This is a genomic window from Clostridiales bacterium (assembly GCA_025757645.1).
GTDB lineage: Bacteria > Bacillota > Clostridia > Oscillospirales > Oscillospiraceae > CAG-103.
In genome coordinates this window covers 1,171,789-1,185,944 of sequence record CP107216.1, presented here as the reverse complement: position 1 = coordinate 1,185,944, position 14,156 = coordinate 1,171,789, and the positions used below count along the sequence as shown (strand labels likewise).

General features: G+C 63.6%; 15 protein-coding genes and 1 pseudogene. 14 read left to right on the top strand and 2 right to left on the bottom strand.

Annotated elements, in window-relative coordinates:
- Positions 1 to 59: 59 nt before the first annotated feature.
- The 13 genes from OGM61_05575 (at position 60) to rfbD (ending at position 12,178) form a co-directional block, all read left to right on the top strand.
- A complete protein-coding gene (locus tag OGM61_05575; GenBank protein UYI85545.1) occupies positions 60 to 554 on the top strand; it encodes a nuclear transport factor 2 family protein in 495 nt (164 codons plus the stop codon).
- A 7-nt stretch (positions 555 to 561) separates the two neighbouring features.
- A complete protein-coding gene (locus OGM61_05570; protein ID UYI85544.1) occupies positions 562 to 1,116 on the top strand; it encodes a nuclear transport factor 2 family protein in 555 nt (184 codons plus the stop codon).
- A 120-nt stretch (positions 1,117 to 1,236) separates the two neighbouring features.
- Positions 1,237 to 2,292, top strand: a complete 1,056-nt coding sequence (locus OGM61_05565) for a hypothetical protein (protein ID UYI85543.1) — start codon at positions 1,237 to 1,239, stop codon at positions 2,290 to 2,292.
- A gap of 121 nt (positions 2,293 to 2,413) precedes the next feature.
- On the top strand, positions 2,414 to 4,003 hold the full coding sequence (locus OGM61_05560) for a sodium:solute symporter family protein (protein ID UYI85542.1): 1,590 nt from the start codon (positions 2,414 to 2,416) through the stop codon (positions 4,001 to 4,003).
- Between the two features lie 21 nt (positions 4,004 to 4,024).
- On the top strand, positions 4,025 to 4,873 hold the full coding sequence (locus OGM61_05555; GenBank protein UYI85541.1) for a polysaccharide pyruvyl transferase family protein: 849 nt from the start codon (positions 4,025 to 4,027) through the stop codon (positions 4,871 to 4,873).
- Positions 4,870 to 5,739 (top strand): glycosyltransferase, encoded by an 870-nt coding sequence (locus tag OGM61_05550; protein UYI85540.1) that lies wholly within the window; start codon positions 4,870 to 4,872, stop codon positions 5,737 to 5,739. The genes OGM61_05555 and OGM61_05550 overlap by 4 nt, the downstream gene beginning before the upstream one ends.
- Positions 5,736 to 6,656, top strand: a complete 921-nt coding sequence (locus OGM61_05545) for a glycosyltransferase (GenBank protein UYI85539.1) — start codon at positions 5,736 to 5,738, stop codon at positions 6,654 to 6,656. Before OGM61_05550 ends, OGM61_05545 begins: the two co-directional genes overlap by 4 nt.
- A 25-nt stretch (positions 6,657 to 6,681) precedes the next feature.
- The gene (locus OGM61_05540) at positions 6,682 to 7,569 is read left to right on the top strand and encodes a hypothetical protein (protein UYI85538.1); all 888 of its coding nucleotides are present in this window, start codon (positions 6,682 to 6,684) and stop codon (positions 7,567 to 7,569) included.
- Positions 7,566 to 8,669, top strand: a complete 1,104-nt coding sequence (locus OGM61_05535) for an NAD/NADP octopine/nopaline dehydrogenase family protein (GenBank protein UYI85537.1) — start codon at positions 7,566 to 7,568, stop codon at positions 8,667 to 8,669. Before OGM61_05540 ends, OGM61_05535 begins: the two co-directional genes overlap by 4 nt.
- Positions 8,648 to 9,649, top strand: coding sequence for a hypothetical protein (locus OGM61_05530; protein UYI85536.1), 1,002 nt, complete (start codon positions 8,648 to 8,650; stop codon positions 9,647 to 9,649). The genes OGM61_05535 and OGM61_05530 overlap by 22 nt, the downstream gene beginning before the upstream one ends.
- Positions 9,630 to 10,706, top strand: a complete 1,077-nt coding sequence (locus tag OGM61_05525; GenBank protein UYI85535.1) for a hypothetical protein — start codon at positions 9,630 to 9,632, stop codon at positions 10,704 to 10,706. The genes OGM61_05530 and OGM61_05525 overlap by 20 nt, the downstream gene beginning before the upstream one ends.
- Positions 10,703 to 11,254, top strand: a complete 552-nt coding sequence (gene rfbC / locus OGM61_05520; GenBank protein UYI85534.1) for a dTDP-4-dehydrorhamnose 3,5-epimerase — start codon at positions 10,703 to 10,705, stop codon at positions 11,252 to 11,254. The genes OGM61_05525 and rfbC overlap by 4 nt, the downstream gene beginning before the upstream one ends.
- A gap of 27 nt (positions 11,255 to 11,281) precedes the next feature.
- Complete coding sequence (rfbD, locus tag OGM61_05515; protein ID UYI85533.1) at positions 11,282 to 12,178, top strand: dTDP-4-dehydrorhamnose reductase; 897 nt, start codon at positions 11,282 to 11,284, stop codon at positions 12,176 to 12,178.
- Positions 12,179 to 12,230: 52 nt separating this feature from the next.
- Here the strand turns inward: rfbD and OGM61_05510 are convergent, their stop codons facing one another.
- Positions 12,231 to 12,902 carry a LysR family substrate-binding domain-containing protein gene (locus OGM61_05510; protein ID UYI85564.1) on the bottom strand — a complete coding sequence of 224 codons (672 nt, stop codon included), beginning with the start codon at positions 12,900 to 12,902 and terminating at the stop codon, positions 12,231 to 12,233.
- 39 nt (positions 12,903 to 12,941) lie between these two features.
- Positions 12,942 to 13,124 (bottom strand): annotated as a pseudogene (locus OGM61_05505) (LysR family transcriptional regulator).
- Positions 13,125 to 13,322: 198 nt separating this feature from the next.
- On the opposite strand from OGM61_05505, the gene OGM61_05500 reads away from it, so the two are divergent.
- Positions 13,323 to 14,138 carry an SDR family oxidoreductase gene (locus OGM61_05500; protein UYI85532.1) on the top strand — a complete coding sequence of 272 codons (816 nt, stop codon included), beginning with the start codon at positions 13,323 to 13,325 and terminating at the stop codon, positions 14,136 to 14,138.
- The last annotated feature ends 18 nt before the right edge of the window (positions 14,139 to 14,156 follow it).

Sequence of the window (14,156 nt, the reverse complement as noted above, 5' to 3'; positions counted from 1 at the left end):
CCACTGCTGTAAATAAGCAAAGGAAGCCAACAAGGACAACATCGAAAGGAGAAAAAACCATGACTGAACTTGAAAAACTCGTAGAAAAAGACGCAATCCGTGACCAGTATTACGTTTACGCCCGCGCACTGGACCGCATCGACAACCCGCTCGGCAAGACCGTGTTCGCCGAGGACGCGCAGGTCGACTACGGCCCGACCTACAAGGGCACCGGCTACGGCTTCATCGACATGATGCTCAAGATGCACCGCAAGATGGTCTCCACGCACCACGTCATGACCAACATCCTCATCAAGCTCAACGAGGACGGCACCAAGGCCGCCGCCGAGGCTTACATGTACGCCGCCTGCAAGTATCGCAACGGCATGGTCGTCGTGGCACGCTGCCGTGACATCGACCTCTGGGAGAAGCGCGACGGCAAGTGGCTCGTTGTCAAGCGCACCGTCGCCGGCGACAACACCATGATCCTGCACCCCGATTTCGCGCCTGACTACAACAATGGCCGCGACAAGGTCAAGGATCCGTCCTACGACTACTTCGAGACCATCGAGTAATCCCGCCATGGCGACGAGAAACATCCCATTCCCGGACAAAGTCCGCGACATGGTGCTCGATGTCATCAAGCACGTCCGCCGTCAGGAATACACGCCTGAGCAGCTGTGCCAGCTCCAGAAGATCATCGAATGCAAGTACTTCTACTGGTGGTGCATGGACATGAAAAAAGAAGAGTATGTGATGGAGCTGTTTACGGACGACTTCCGCTACTACCTCAATGGCCATCTCGCCGTCAAGGACAAGCTCCTGCAGGCGCGCAACGCCAAATGGTGCAACAAGGACATGCAGACGATGCACATGGGCCATCAGCCAATGATCTGGCTGATCGACGACACGCACGCACGCGGGGTATTCCAATACGAGGACCATATGTGCTATTATGATGACAGCGAGGTCCTGCAGGGCTGGCTGGTCTACTGCGACGATTTTGTCAAGGGCAGCGATGGTGCGTGGCGCATCCAGAAGCTGCGCATGGCCTATCGCGAGATGGACGGCAGCTTCCGCAGCACCATGGTACCCAAGGACTGGGTGCCGGATGAATGGGACACACCAAACTACTAAGCAAACGAGGAAGCCGCACATTCGTGCGGCTTCCCTGCCGCCTCATTTTCTCAAAAGCATCCCCGGTGAATGCCTTTGAAAAGCTGAGGAAGCTCCAAATCTGACGCAGGAGAATGCAACATGGAACAAAAACGGACACTGGGCAGCTGGATCTCCGCACGCAGATACATCCGCGACTTCGCCGCGGATTACGCTGCCCGGCACGGCGAGAACGCCGCCGAGATCGAAAAGGACATCCTGCAGGCCAAGAAGCGCAACCACATCTCGCTCAACGAATATGAGTGGGTCGGCTATCACGACCGCACGGAGGCGCAAAAGCGCACCATGTCCACGCTCTGGACGCGCGCGGAGTTCCGCAAGAACTTCACCGACCGCCGCTACATTGCGATCCTGATGAACAAATACATCTTCTCCAAGGTCTTTTCCGACTTTTACGGCCGCCGCTGCGTGCAGGCGTCCGCCGTGGACGCGGCGCTGCTGCGCGCGCTCGCCGGTGACGCCGGGAAGGTCGTCTACAAGCCCAACTGCAAGGGTCAGGGCACGGGCGTGCGCATCCTCCCGGCAGCGACCGAGGCCGAACAGGCAGACGCACTCGCGTATCTGCGCGCAAATTCCGGCGGCATCGTGGAAGAATACATCCAGCAGCATCCGACGCTCGCGCAGCTCAACCCCGGCGCCGTGAGCATCGTGCGCTTTTACACCGTGACCGCGCCGTCCGGGACGTATCTGTTTGCCCCGGTGCTCACGACCGCCATCGAAAAGGACATCTCCAACGGCTGCCAGGACGCACTGACCGCGATGATCGACATCCGCACCGGTGTCGTTCTCACGGACGCCGTGGATCAGAACAATTTCATCGACTATCATACGCACCCGGTCACGGGCGTGCCCTTCCCCGGCCTGCAGCTCCCGTTCTGGGCCGAGACCATTGACATGATGCGCCGCGCCGTGCCGCTGGCCAGCAAGATCTCCAACATCGGCTGGGACGTGACCATGACCGCGGACGGCCCGCTCATCATCGAGGCCAACACCATTCCGGGCTTCAACACCGCGCAGTACCGCGGCTATGCCTGGGTCACGGACGGCTATGGCTATCAGCCGCTGTTCGACGAGCTCAACGGCCGCCCGTTCGTCAATAACGACCACTATGCGCGCGTGCTCTTGAAGCTCGACTAACATCTCACGGAGGTTCCGGTATGGAAGCTGTTCTCTCAGTCGCTTTCGGTGTCTGGATCGTCATCACCGCATTTGTCTACCGGGCCGTGACGGGCCCGAAACGCGGGGACGGGCGGAAAAAATGAATCTGTATTTCCTGGGAATTCTCGCTGCGCTCGTCGTGTTCTTCGCCGTCGGCATCGCCGCGGGGCGCATGGTCAAGGATACGAACGACTACTACGTCTCCGGCCGCAACGCGCCAACGCTGCTGATCGTCGGGTCGCTCATCGCGTCGTTTCTTTCAACGGGCGCGTTTCTCGGCGACACGGGCGAGGTCTACTCCGGCTTTTTCATCGGCATCGTGACCGTCGGCGTCATTCAGGCGACGGGCTATATCTACGGTGCCGGCTTCTTCGGCCGGTACATCCGCCGGAGCGAGGTGACGACGCTGCCGGAGTATTTCGGCCGCCGCTTCTGCTCGAAGCATCTGCGCCGACTCTCGGCCGTGATTTTGCTCGTGTCCGTGAGCGCATATCTGCTCAGCGCCATTCAGGGCGTGGCCACGCTCATGAGCAGCATCACGGGCTATGACTACCGCCTGTGCGCCGTGATCGTGTGGCTGGCGTTCACCGCCTTCACGATCTATTCCGGCTCGCCGGGCGTGCTGCTGACGGACACGATCATGTTTCTCGTCTTTCTCGCGGCCGCGCTCGTCGCCGTCCCGTTTCTCATCCGTGCGGGCGGCGGCTGGTTCGCCGGCATCGAGGCGCTCGCCAACAGCGACACCATGCCCGGCATCCTCTCCTGGGCCGGAAACCCGGACTACCTCTATCCTGACGGCGTGAGCAACACCGCCTGGGCGGTGACCTACGGCATCGTCTGGGCGCTCGTTGTGGCCATCAGTCCATGGCAGACGAGCCGCTACCTCATGGCAAAGGACGAGCACGTCGTCCTGCGCTCATCCGTGTGGTCGTCCATGGGCGTCATGGTCGTGACGATCGCGCTGTACTTTTCCGCCGCGTTCGTGCGCAACATCAACGGCAGCCTTCCGGGCAGCGAGGCCATGATCTGGGCCGCCACACACGTGCTGCCGCCGGTCATCGGCATGCTGCTGCTCATCGGCATCAGCGCCGCCGGCATCTCGTCGGCGTCGACGTTTTTGTCGCTGATCGGGTTTTCCGTCGTCAACGACATTCTGCCCGAGGCCGAAAGCGACCGCAAAAAGCTCACCCGCTCCCGCTGGGCGATGCTGGCGGTCAGTCTTGTCGTGCTCGCGCTCGCCTACCTCAATCCACCGCAGATCTTCCTCATCATGTATTTCGGCGGCACCGTCATCGCGGGCGCGTGGAGTCTCGTGGCTTTCGGCAGCGTGTGGAGTCGCCGCCTGAGCCGCTGCGGCGCGTATCTCGGGATGCTGCTCGGCTTTCTCGGCTGTGTGGGCGCGAAGGCGATCTACGCCCTGCGCGGCATCACGCCGCCGGTCTGGGCGGATGCGTTTTTCATCGGCATCGTGCTGAGTATCCTCGGCGCGGTGATCGGCTCTGCGCTCCGGCCGCCGACGCAGGCAGAACAGCTCGCGCGCGAACGGCTCTTCGATGCGCCCACCGGCCCGGAGGAGGCCGCCGCCTGCCGAAAGGACCGGCGGCTGTGGCGGGTGTACCTCGTATTTGGCCTGTGTGTGGGCCTGTTTTTCCTGTTTTTCTATGCCATTCCCTACAGCCGCGCGCTGTGATCTTCCCCGGAGGTGACCGCCATGTCGGACACGCTGAATCTGTACTATGCCCGCATCGCCAACATGGGCGATCTGCTCAACCCGCTCATCATCGAGCGCTGCTTCGGCTACCGGGTCGAGCGCTGCTCGTTTCTCACCGGCGACCTGTGCGCCATCGGCAGCGGTCTGGCACAGTATAAGCTGCACGGCAATCCGCTCATGAAGCTGCAGCAGTGCATCAACGGCCGGACGCACCCGCACGTGGACGTCTGGGGCTCCGGATTCATCAACTACGACGATGCGCGCGGACGCTTTTTCAAGCGCGACATGCGCTTTCACGCCGTGCGCGGCGAGCTGACGCGCCGCAGCGTCGAGCGCATGACCGGCCGCACGCTCGACATTCCGACCGGCGACGGTGGCATTCTCGCAGACGAGCTGCTGGACACGCTGCCCGAAAAACGGTATGATATCGGCATCGTGCCGCACGTCTGCGACCTGAATGACCCCACCGTGACGGATCTGCTGGGCCGGTACGAAAACGCGAAGTTCATCAACGTCAAGGATGACCCCATCGCCGTGCTGACCGAGATCGCGCAGTGCCGCTGCATCCTCTCGAGCAGTCTGCACGGGCTGATCGCGGCCGACAGCTTCCACATCCCGAATCTGCACATCGTCTTTTCCGACCGCCCGCTCGGCGACGGGTATAAGTTCGATGATTACTATTCCGCCTATGGCGTGCAGCATTCGCCGCGCGACCTGCGCGTGAGCGCAGCGCCCGCCATCGCCGAGATCCGGGACGGCTGGCGCATCCGGCCGGAGCAGGTCGAGGAGAAAAAGCGCCAGATGCGCGCGGCTTTCCCCTACCCGGCCGTGAATGGAGGCAGCCTATGAATGATCTGATCTCGGTCGTCATCCCGACCTATAACCGCAGGGACAAGCTGCCGGCGTGCATTGCAAGCGTGCTGGCGCAGACCTACCGGAACATCGAGGTCATCGTCGTGGACGACGCCTCGACCGACGGCACGGAGCGCCTGTTCGACCGCAGCACCGACCCGCGCGTGCACTACGTGCGCTACGGCGACAACCGCGGCGCGTGCTATGCCCGCAATCTCGGCGCGCAACAGGCACGCGGCAGCATCCTCGCCTTTCAGGACAGCGACGATCTCTGGCACCCGGACAAGCTGCAAAAGCAGTATGATCTGCTCACGGCCACCGGGGCCGATCTGTGCTACTGCGGCATGAACCGCGTCGCCGCAAACGGCAGCTCGTTTTATTATCCCGTGCACGCGCCGCACCCCGGCCGCGCGCTGGAGGATTTTCTGGCCGAGAACCGCGCCAGCACCCAGACCATGCTCATGCACCGCGCCGTGTGGGAGACCGTGCGCTTCGACGAGACCATCCGCCGCTATCAGGACTGGGACTTTGCCATCCGGGCGGCCGAGCGCTTCCGACTCGTGTACCTGCCGGAGGCACTGGTGGAGTCCGAGGTCGGCGGCGACAGCATCTCCGCCGTCGTCAAATCCTACCCCCACCTGCTGCGGCTGTATGAAAAGCACGCAGCGCTCTACCAACGCTTTCCGCGCAGCGACGCCGTGATGAACCGCCGTCTCGGCAAGCGCAGCCACCCGACCGATCCGGCGCGCGCCGCCGCGCACTTCCGCAAAAGTTTCCGGCTCAGCCACAATCCCTATGACCTGAGCTATTACCTCGCCAACTGCCTACGCGCCCGCCGGCAGCAGAAAGGACAGACACCATGACCGCATTCGTCATTTTGCATTACCGCGCCATCGACACGACCCGCAGCTGCGTCAAGAGCATCCGCGCGCTCGCGGGCGACAAGCACATCGTCATCGTGGACAACGCCTCCCCGAACGGCACGGGCGCTGTTCTGGCGGAGGAATTCGCCGCGAGCCCGGACGTGACCGTGCTGCTGCACGGCAAGAACGACGGCTTTGCCCGCGGCAACAACGTCGGCACGCGCTGGGTGTACGAGCATCTGGACGCGGACTTCACCGTCGTGCTCAACAACGACGTCGAGATCCCGCAGCACGACTTCATTCCCCAGATCGCGCGCATTTACGCGCAGCACCCGTTCGACCTGCTCGGGCCGGACATTGTGTCGGTGTTCTCCGGCATTCACCAGAGCCCGAAAACGCTGCACGGCTGCACGCTCGAGAGCGTGCGGCACAAGCGTGCGTGCGTTGCGCGCAGCAAAAATCCCATCCTCCTGCTGCTGAGCAGCGGCGAGAAAAACAGCCCCGCCATCTGGCGGCTCGTGCAGATCCGCAACCGGAAAAAACAGCACATTGACACCACGCGCCCCGCGGAGGGCGTCGTGCTGCACGGCTCGTGCGTGATCTTCTCGCAGCGCTATCTTGCCCGCCACCCCGAGCCGTTTTACCCGAAAACGTTCATGTACTACGAGATGGAGATCCTCGACTGGATCTGCCGCCAGGAGGGCAGCGTCGTGCGCTACGACCCGTCGATCTCCGTGCTGCACTATCAGTACGTGGCCTCGAAGATGGAGTACCGCTCGATCGTGCGGCGCTCAAAATTCGTCATCGACTGCCTGCTCGACTCGCTCGATGCGGCCGAGGAGCTGATCCTTGCATCCGAGACGGCAGAGCCCGCGGCAGCGCAGCCGGTAAACACCGTCGCGCTCGCGGACGCCTGAGCGCGCAGAAAGGCGGCACCGCGCCATGAAAAAGAAAAAGACCCGCCGCGCGACCCGGGCGTTTTACGCCGGGCTGTCCTACCTCTCGCCGCGGTGGAACACCAAACTGTTATACCTGCGCAAGTTCGGCCGTCTGCCGGATCTGAAGCACCCGCAGACGCTCAACGAAAAGCTGCTCAAGCAAAAGCTCGAGCGCTTCGGCACGGACCCCGTCGTGCGCCAGTGCGCGGACAAATACCGCGTGCGCGACTATGTGGACGGCTGCGGCTGCGGCGGCACGCTCAACCGCCTGCTCGCCGTGTACGACCGGCCGGAGGACATCGACTGGGACGCGCTGCCAGAGCGCTTCGCCGTCAAGTGGAACTTCGGCTGCGGCTACAACCTCATCTGCACGGACAAAAGCGCGCTCGACACGAACGCCGCCGAAAAGCAGCTGCGCGCCTGGGGGCGCGAGCCGTTCTGGGCGTATTACTCCGAGCTCCAGTACCGCCATGTCGAGAAAAAGCTGCTCGTGGAGGAGTACATCGGCAGCGCGGACGGCACGCTGCCGGAGGACTATAAATTTTACTGCTTCCACGGCCGGGCGGATTGTGTTATGCTCTGCGTGGGGCGCGACGAGGGCTGGCCGAGGTTTTATTTCTTCGACCGGGACTTCCGGCTCCTGCGCATCAACCGTGACTCGCAGGCCGCACCCGAGGACTTCACGCTGCCGAAGCCGGCAGGGCTGGACGAAGCCTTTGCCATTGCCGACCGGCTGAGCAAGCCGTTTGACTTCGTGCGCGTGGATCTGTATCTCACGCCGCGCGGCGTGCGCTTCGGTGAGCTGACATTCACCCCGGCGGCCGCGCTGGACAACAAGCGCCTGCCGGAGACCGACCTGCGCTTTGGCCGCAGGATGGAGGAAACACTATGAACATTGCCATTCTCGGCGCGGGCAACAGCGGCTGCGCACTTGCGGCCGACTACGCCGCGCGCGGCCATGAGGTCACGCTCATCAAGACCTCGCACAGCCTGCACGACGACAATTTCTCGCACCTGTGCGCGACCGGCGGCCGGATGCGCATCCACGAATTCGGCACGGACACGGACTGCGTGATCGCGCACCTGTCGCGCGACGTGGCGGATGTGCGCGGCAAGGACATCGTGCTGCTGTGCACGCAGACGGGCTACCACCCGGACGTGCTGCGGCGCGTCGTGCCGTTTCTGACGCCGGGGCAGATCCTGCTGATGATCCCGGGCTACCTCTCCACCGCCTATGCGCTCGGGCTGCACCCGGCCGACGGCGTCATCTTCGCCGAGGCGGAGAGCAACTTCATCGACGGGCGCATCGGCGCGCCGGGCGAGTTTCAGGTGGGCTTTCGCAACGTGCGCAACCCCATCGGCGTCTACCCGCACAACGCGCTCCCGGCGGCACGGGAAGTGCTCGACCGGCTGGGCACGCCGTTTGTGTATCTCAGGAGCGTGGCCGAGGCCGCGCTGCACAACCCGAACATGATCGTGCACACGGTCGGCGCCGTGATGAGCATCCCGCGCATCGAGGCCACGCACGGCGACTTCTGCATGTACCACGAGGCGTTCACGCCGTCGACCTGGAACCTGCTCGAGGCGCTCGACGGCGAGAAAATGCGCGTGCTCGAGCACCTTGGCTGCGACCCCGTGCCGTATGTCGAGGCGTGTAAATTCCGCAACAGTCTCGACGATGCGCGTGACGCGAAGGAGGTCTTTTTCGCCTACGCCGCCATGCCGGAGCGGGCAAAAGGGCCGCTGACCGTGCGCTCGCGCTACATCATGGAGGATGTGCCGCAGGGGCTCGGCCTGCTGGAGTCGCTGGGTGCGGCGCTGGGTGTGCCGACGCCGGTGTGCTCGTCGCTGATCGAGATCGCCTCGGCGGCGCTCGGCTGTGACCTGCGCGCGCAGGGCCGCACGATCGAGCGGCTCGGCCGGGACAACATCCGGGCCATTCTGGACGATGCAGAGAGGGGCGCTGAACCATGTCCCGCTGGAACGCACTGAAAAAGACTTACCGCATGTGCACGCGCCTACGCGCGCAGCGCGGCGGCAGCCGGACGGGCTATCTGCTCGACGCGCTGTGGTGCAGTGTGCGGCACGGCGCATCGCCGGAAAACTACTTTGTGCTCCGCTTCTTTGCCCTGCCGGACTGGCAGCGTGCGGCCTTCCTCACATCCGGCCGCTCCGGTGCGCTCGACCGGGCGCTCAACCGCAATGCCGCGGCGGCGGAAAAGGAAGCCCTTGCAAGCAAGGCGCGCTTTCTCACGGTGTTCGCGCCCGATGTCCGGCGGGCACACGTCTACGCGCCGGAAGCGGACTTTGCCGCTTTCTGCACCTTTCTGGATGAAAACGACACGTTCTTTCTCAAGCCCGTCGGCGGCACGATGGGCCGCGGCATCGAGCGCCGCCGCAGCGCCGCCATCCCCGACCGTGCCGCATTTTACAACGACTGCCGGGCGCAGCGGCTGCTGCTCGAGGCGCCCATCCGGCAGCACCCCGCGCTCGAGGCACTCAGCCCCGGGTGCGTCAACAGTGTGCGCGTCAACGCCGCGCGCGGCCGCGGCGGCCGCGTCCGGCTCATCGGCGCGTGCCTCAAGTGCGGCGGTCAAGGCGCCGCGACCGACAACTTCCACACCGGCGGCATCGCCTACCCGCTGGAGCTGGCGTCCGGCCGCGTGTCCGGCCCGGGCCGCAACAACACCGATCTCGGCGACTATACCCGCCACCCGGCATCGGGTGCGTATCTGCCAGGGTTCCAGATCCCGTTCTGGCCCGAGCTCACCGCGTGCGTGCGCCGGGCCATGGACCGCGTGCCCGGCATGGGCTACGTCGGCTGGGACATCGCCGTCACGCCCGACGGGCCGGAGCTCATTGAGGGCAACTGGCACTGGCCGGGCGGCAACATCATTCAATTCGACGGAGTGGGCAAATATCCGCTGCTCCGGGACTGTGCAGGTGAAACCGATGAAGAACATCCTCACTGAAAATAAACTGGTCAAAAATCTCCGCGCCTACCCCGTGCTGCACAAGCGCTGGTGCGACTACGTCAAAGGCGTCCGTGAACTGCCGGAGGGCTTCACGGCCGAACAGCTCTTTCACGACTACCTCAAGGTGCGACGCAGCAACCCGGAAAAGCGCGTGTCCATGTCCGAGTACATGATCTTCGGCTTCTACGGCCTGACGACCGCGCAGCAAAAGCAGTACCTCACCGACGTGGAGGCGACGTTGCTCATGCGCCCGTACAACAGCGCCGCCGAGCCGTATCTCAAGAGTAAGGTAACATTCCTGAAAAATTTCACGCAGTTTGTCAGCCGCGGCTGGCTGTACCTGCCGGAGAGCGATCTTGCGGCCTTTGACGCCTTTGTGCGCCGGTACCACAGCATCGCGCTCAAGCCGCAGTATTCCAGCTGGGGCATCGGTTTCCGCAAGCTGACGGAGGCTGAGTGGAACGCAGCCCCCGACCGGCAGGCGCTGTTTGACGAGCTGTGCGCGGGCAAGTATCTGGCCGAGGAATTCATCCAGTCGGATGCCTCCCTCGCGCGCTTTCACCCGGAGTCGCTCAACACGCTGCGCGTGATCACGTTCCGCCGCGGCGAGCGCTTTGAGGTCTTTGGCGCGGGCCTGCGCGTGGGCAACAACGGCCTGCACGTCGATAACGCCCACGGCGGCGGCATCTTCTGCGAGATCGACCCGGCCACCGGCGTCATCATGACCGACGGTCTCGACGAGCACGGCAACAGCTATCTCTGCCACCCGATGACCGGCGTGCCCTTCCGGGGCGAGGTGATCCCTCAGTGGGAGGAGATCTGCGATTTCTGCCGCAGCGCCGCGCAGACGCTGCCGTGCCTGCGTGTCGTCGGCTGGGACGTGGCCATTCTGCCCGGCGGCAAACTGGAGCTCATCGAGGGCAACCACAACCCCGGCATGAACATCGTGCAGGCACCGGCCAAGCACGGCGTGCACGACAAGTTCGCGCACATGCTGCTCGACTTTTACGGTGACCCGGCGCAGTACGCCTACGAGACGGTGAAGCAGCCATGAGCAATTTCACCTTTTCGCCCACGGATATTCCCGGCGTGCAGATCGTCGACGTAAAGAGCTTCGGCGATGCGCGCGGCTATTTCATGGAAACCTACAGGGCGGCCGACTTTGCCGCTGCCGGCATCACGGATGCGTTCGTGCAGGATAACCAGTCCTGCTCGCACCGCGGCGTGCTGCGCGGGCTGCACTTTCAAAAGCGGCACCAGCAGGCAAAGCTCGTGCGCGCGATCTCGGGCGAGATCTTTGACGTCGCCGTGGATCTGCGCCGCGGCAGCGCGACCTACGGCCGCTGGGTCGGCGTCGTGCTCAGCGCGGAAAACCGCCGCCAGCTCTACATCCCGCGCGGCTTTGCCCACGGATTTCAGGTGCTGAGCGAGCAGGCGGTCTTTGCCTACAAGTGCGGCGACGTGTACCACCCTGAGGACGAGGGCGGTCTGCGCTACGACGATGCGGACATCGGCATCGTCTGGCCGGGACAGGACACGCCCATCCTCAGCGAAAAGGATCAAAACTGGCCGGCGCTGCGTGCGCTCGGCATCGAGCTGTGATGTAACAAGCGCTGCGGAGGTGAGATCATGAACATACTCGTCACCGGTGCAAACGGCCTGCTCGGGAGCTCCGTTATGACGGAACTGCGCCGGCGCGGTCATCACGGCATCGCCGTCGGGCGCGCGCCGCAGTGCCGCAGCACAGACGCGGCGGCGTATGTGCAGGCAGGCCTCTGCGATGCATCGGCTGTGCAGGCGCTCTTTGTCGGCGTGCAGCCGGACGCGGTCATCCACTGCGCCGCATGGACGGACGTGGACGGTGCGGAGCTGCCGGAAAACCGCGAGCAGGTGTTTGCCGTCAACCGGGACAGCACGCAAAACGTGGCCGAGGCCAGCCGTGACCACGGCTGCAAGCTGCTGTATGTGACGACGGACTATGTCTTTGACGGGACGTATCCCGCCCCCTACCCCGCGGACTACGACCACTTTGCCCCGCTGAATGTCTACGGGCAGAGCAAGCTCGACGGTGAGCGTGCCGTGTGCGGCACGCTCGCGCAGCACTTCATCGTGCGCACCTCGTGGCTCTACGGCGCGGGCGGCAAAAACTTCGTGCGCACCATGCTGCAGCTGAGCCGCACGCACGATACGCTGCGCGTCGTATGCGATCAGGTCGGCACGCCGACCTATGTCCCCGATCTCGCGCGGCTGCTCGCCGACATGGTCGAGACCGACCGATACGGCCGCTACAACGCGGTCAACAGCGGCGGCTACGTGAGCTGGTATGACTTCGCCTGCGAGATCTTCCGCGCCGCCGGCATCCCCATGACCGTGCTGCCGGTGACGACCGAGGAATATGGCCGCAGCCTTGCCGTGCGGCCGCACAACAGTCGGCTGGACACGGCCAAGCTGGCAGCCGCCGGTTTCCGGCCGCTGCCTGACTGGCAGGACGCGCTCGCGCGCTATCTCGCCGCAGAACAACCATAAACGACCGGGGCATCCCGCACCAATGTGCGCGGACGCCCCGGTTTTCTGTTATTCAGCGCTTGGGCTTGATGAGCGACACGAACGACCGGATGCCCGTATCCTGCGAGCCGCGCGGATAGACCAGCAGCGTGCGCGCCTTCGCCTTGAAGCCCTGCACCGGGCGAAACACCACACCGTCGATCCCCCAGCAGGCGACGCTCGCCGGCATGATGCTGAAGGCGATGCCGGTGTTGATGATGAGGGCGATGCTGTAAAAATCGTCGGCATACATGCGCTTATTCTCCCGCAGGCCCATGTTGGCATACATGCCCGCGATCAGCCCGGCCGAGGGCTGACTGTCCTGCGCGCGGTTGAGCACGATCGGCATGCCCTTGAGCTCTCTTGGGTGGATCTCTTTTTTCGCCGCCAGCGGGTGCGAAGCGCTGATCATGACCATGCACGGATCCGAGAGCGTGACGCGGCTGTCGAGCTCCTTGCCGAGCTCCACACCGAAGCCGGAGAGCACGGCCATGTCCAGCTGCCCTTCGGCCAGAGCGCCGAGCAGGCTCTGATTGCTGCCGAGCTGGAACTCGATCTCCGCCTCCGGGTGCTGGCGGTGATATTTGCGGATCTGCGAGACGATGGTCCACAGCTCATAGGCCCCGGCATAACCGATGCGCAGATCCGTCGCGTTGCCGAGCGCAACCTTCTTGCCCTGCGCCGCGGCGCCGTTGTAGCGGATCATGAGCTGCCGGCACTGCCGGTAGAACACCTCGCCCGCCGGCGTCAGGCTCACGCCGCGCTTGCCGCGCACAAACAGCGCATAGCCAAGCTCCTGCTCGAGCAGCTTGACCTGCTGGCTGACTGCCGTCTGCGAGATGCACTGCTCCTCGGCAGCACGGGTGAAATTGAGGTGCTCTGCAGCCGATAAGAACACCGGAAGGCGCTGAATGCTCACAGTTTCCACACTCCTTGTCGAATAAGCAACGCTCAGCAGCGAAATATTGCTTTCTTTTATTATATCCATAACTTTTTCTTCTGACAAGGTCATAAAACGATATTGGACTGCGCTCTATAAAAATGATACAATTTTAACAAGACGAGCATCAAGTCACACCCGTTCAAGGGTCATCAAACATTCCGTTTCATAAGGAGGACAAATACCATGGAAAAGATGCGTTTTGAAGGCAAGGTCGTCATCGTGACCGGCGCGAGCTCGGGCATTGGCCGCTCGACCGCGCGGCTGTTCGCCATGGAGGGCGCCAAGGTCGTCGCCGCGGCGCGCCGCCTGAAACGGCTGGAAGACCTGCGCGATAAGGTCGCGGCGGAAAACGCCCCCGGCGTCATCCTGCCGGTCAAGACGGACGTGCGCGACCCGGCACAGATTGAGGCCATGTTCGACACCTGCCTCAAGGAGTTCGGCCATCTGGACATCCTCGTCAACAACGCCGGCGTGCTCGACGGTCAGCTCCCCATCCATGAGACGACACCGGAGGTCTACGACATGATCTACGAGACCAACCAGCGCGCCGTGTTCCTGTGCTGCCAGCGCGCCATCAGGATCTTCCTCGAGCAGGGCACGCCGGCGAACATCGTCAACGTCGCCTCGGCAGCGTCCCTGCGCGGTCTGAAGGGCGGCGCGATGTACGTCACAACCAAGCACGCCGTGCTCGGCCTGACGCGCAACATCTCCGCCTCGTTTTTCGAGCGCGGCATCCGCTGCAACTGCATCGAGCCCGCGAACATCCTCACCGAGATCAACAAGGTGCCGCGCGAAAAGGGCATCGGCATCCTCGAATGGCAGATGCGCGCCGGCAAGGCTGCTCCGCTGCACACCATCACGAAGCCCGGCGAGAAGAAGCCCATCCTCGGCAAGCCGAAAGACTGCGCCAACGCCATCGCTTACCTGGCCGACGACGTTGCCGCTCGCTACATCTCCGGTGCGGAGCTGAAGGTCGACGCCGGCTGGCTCAACATGTAACCGCCCACATCTGCTGAG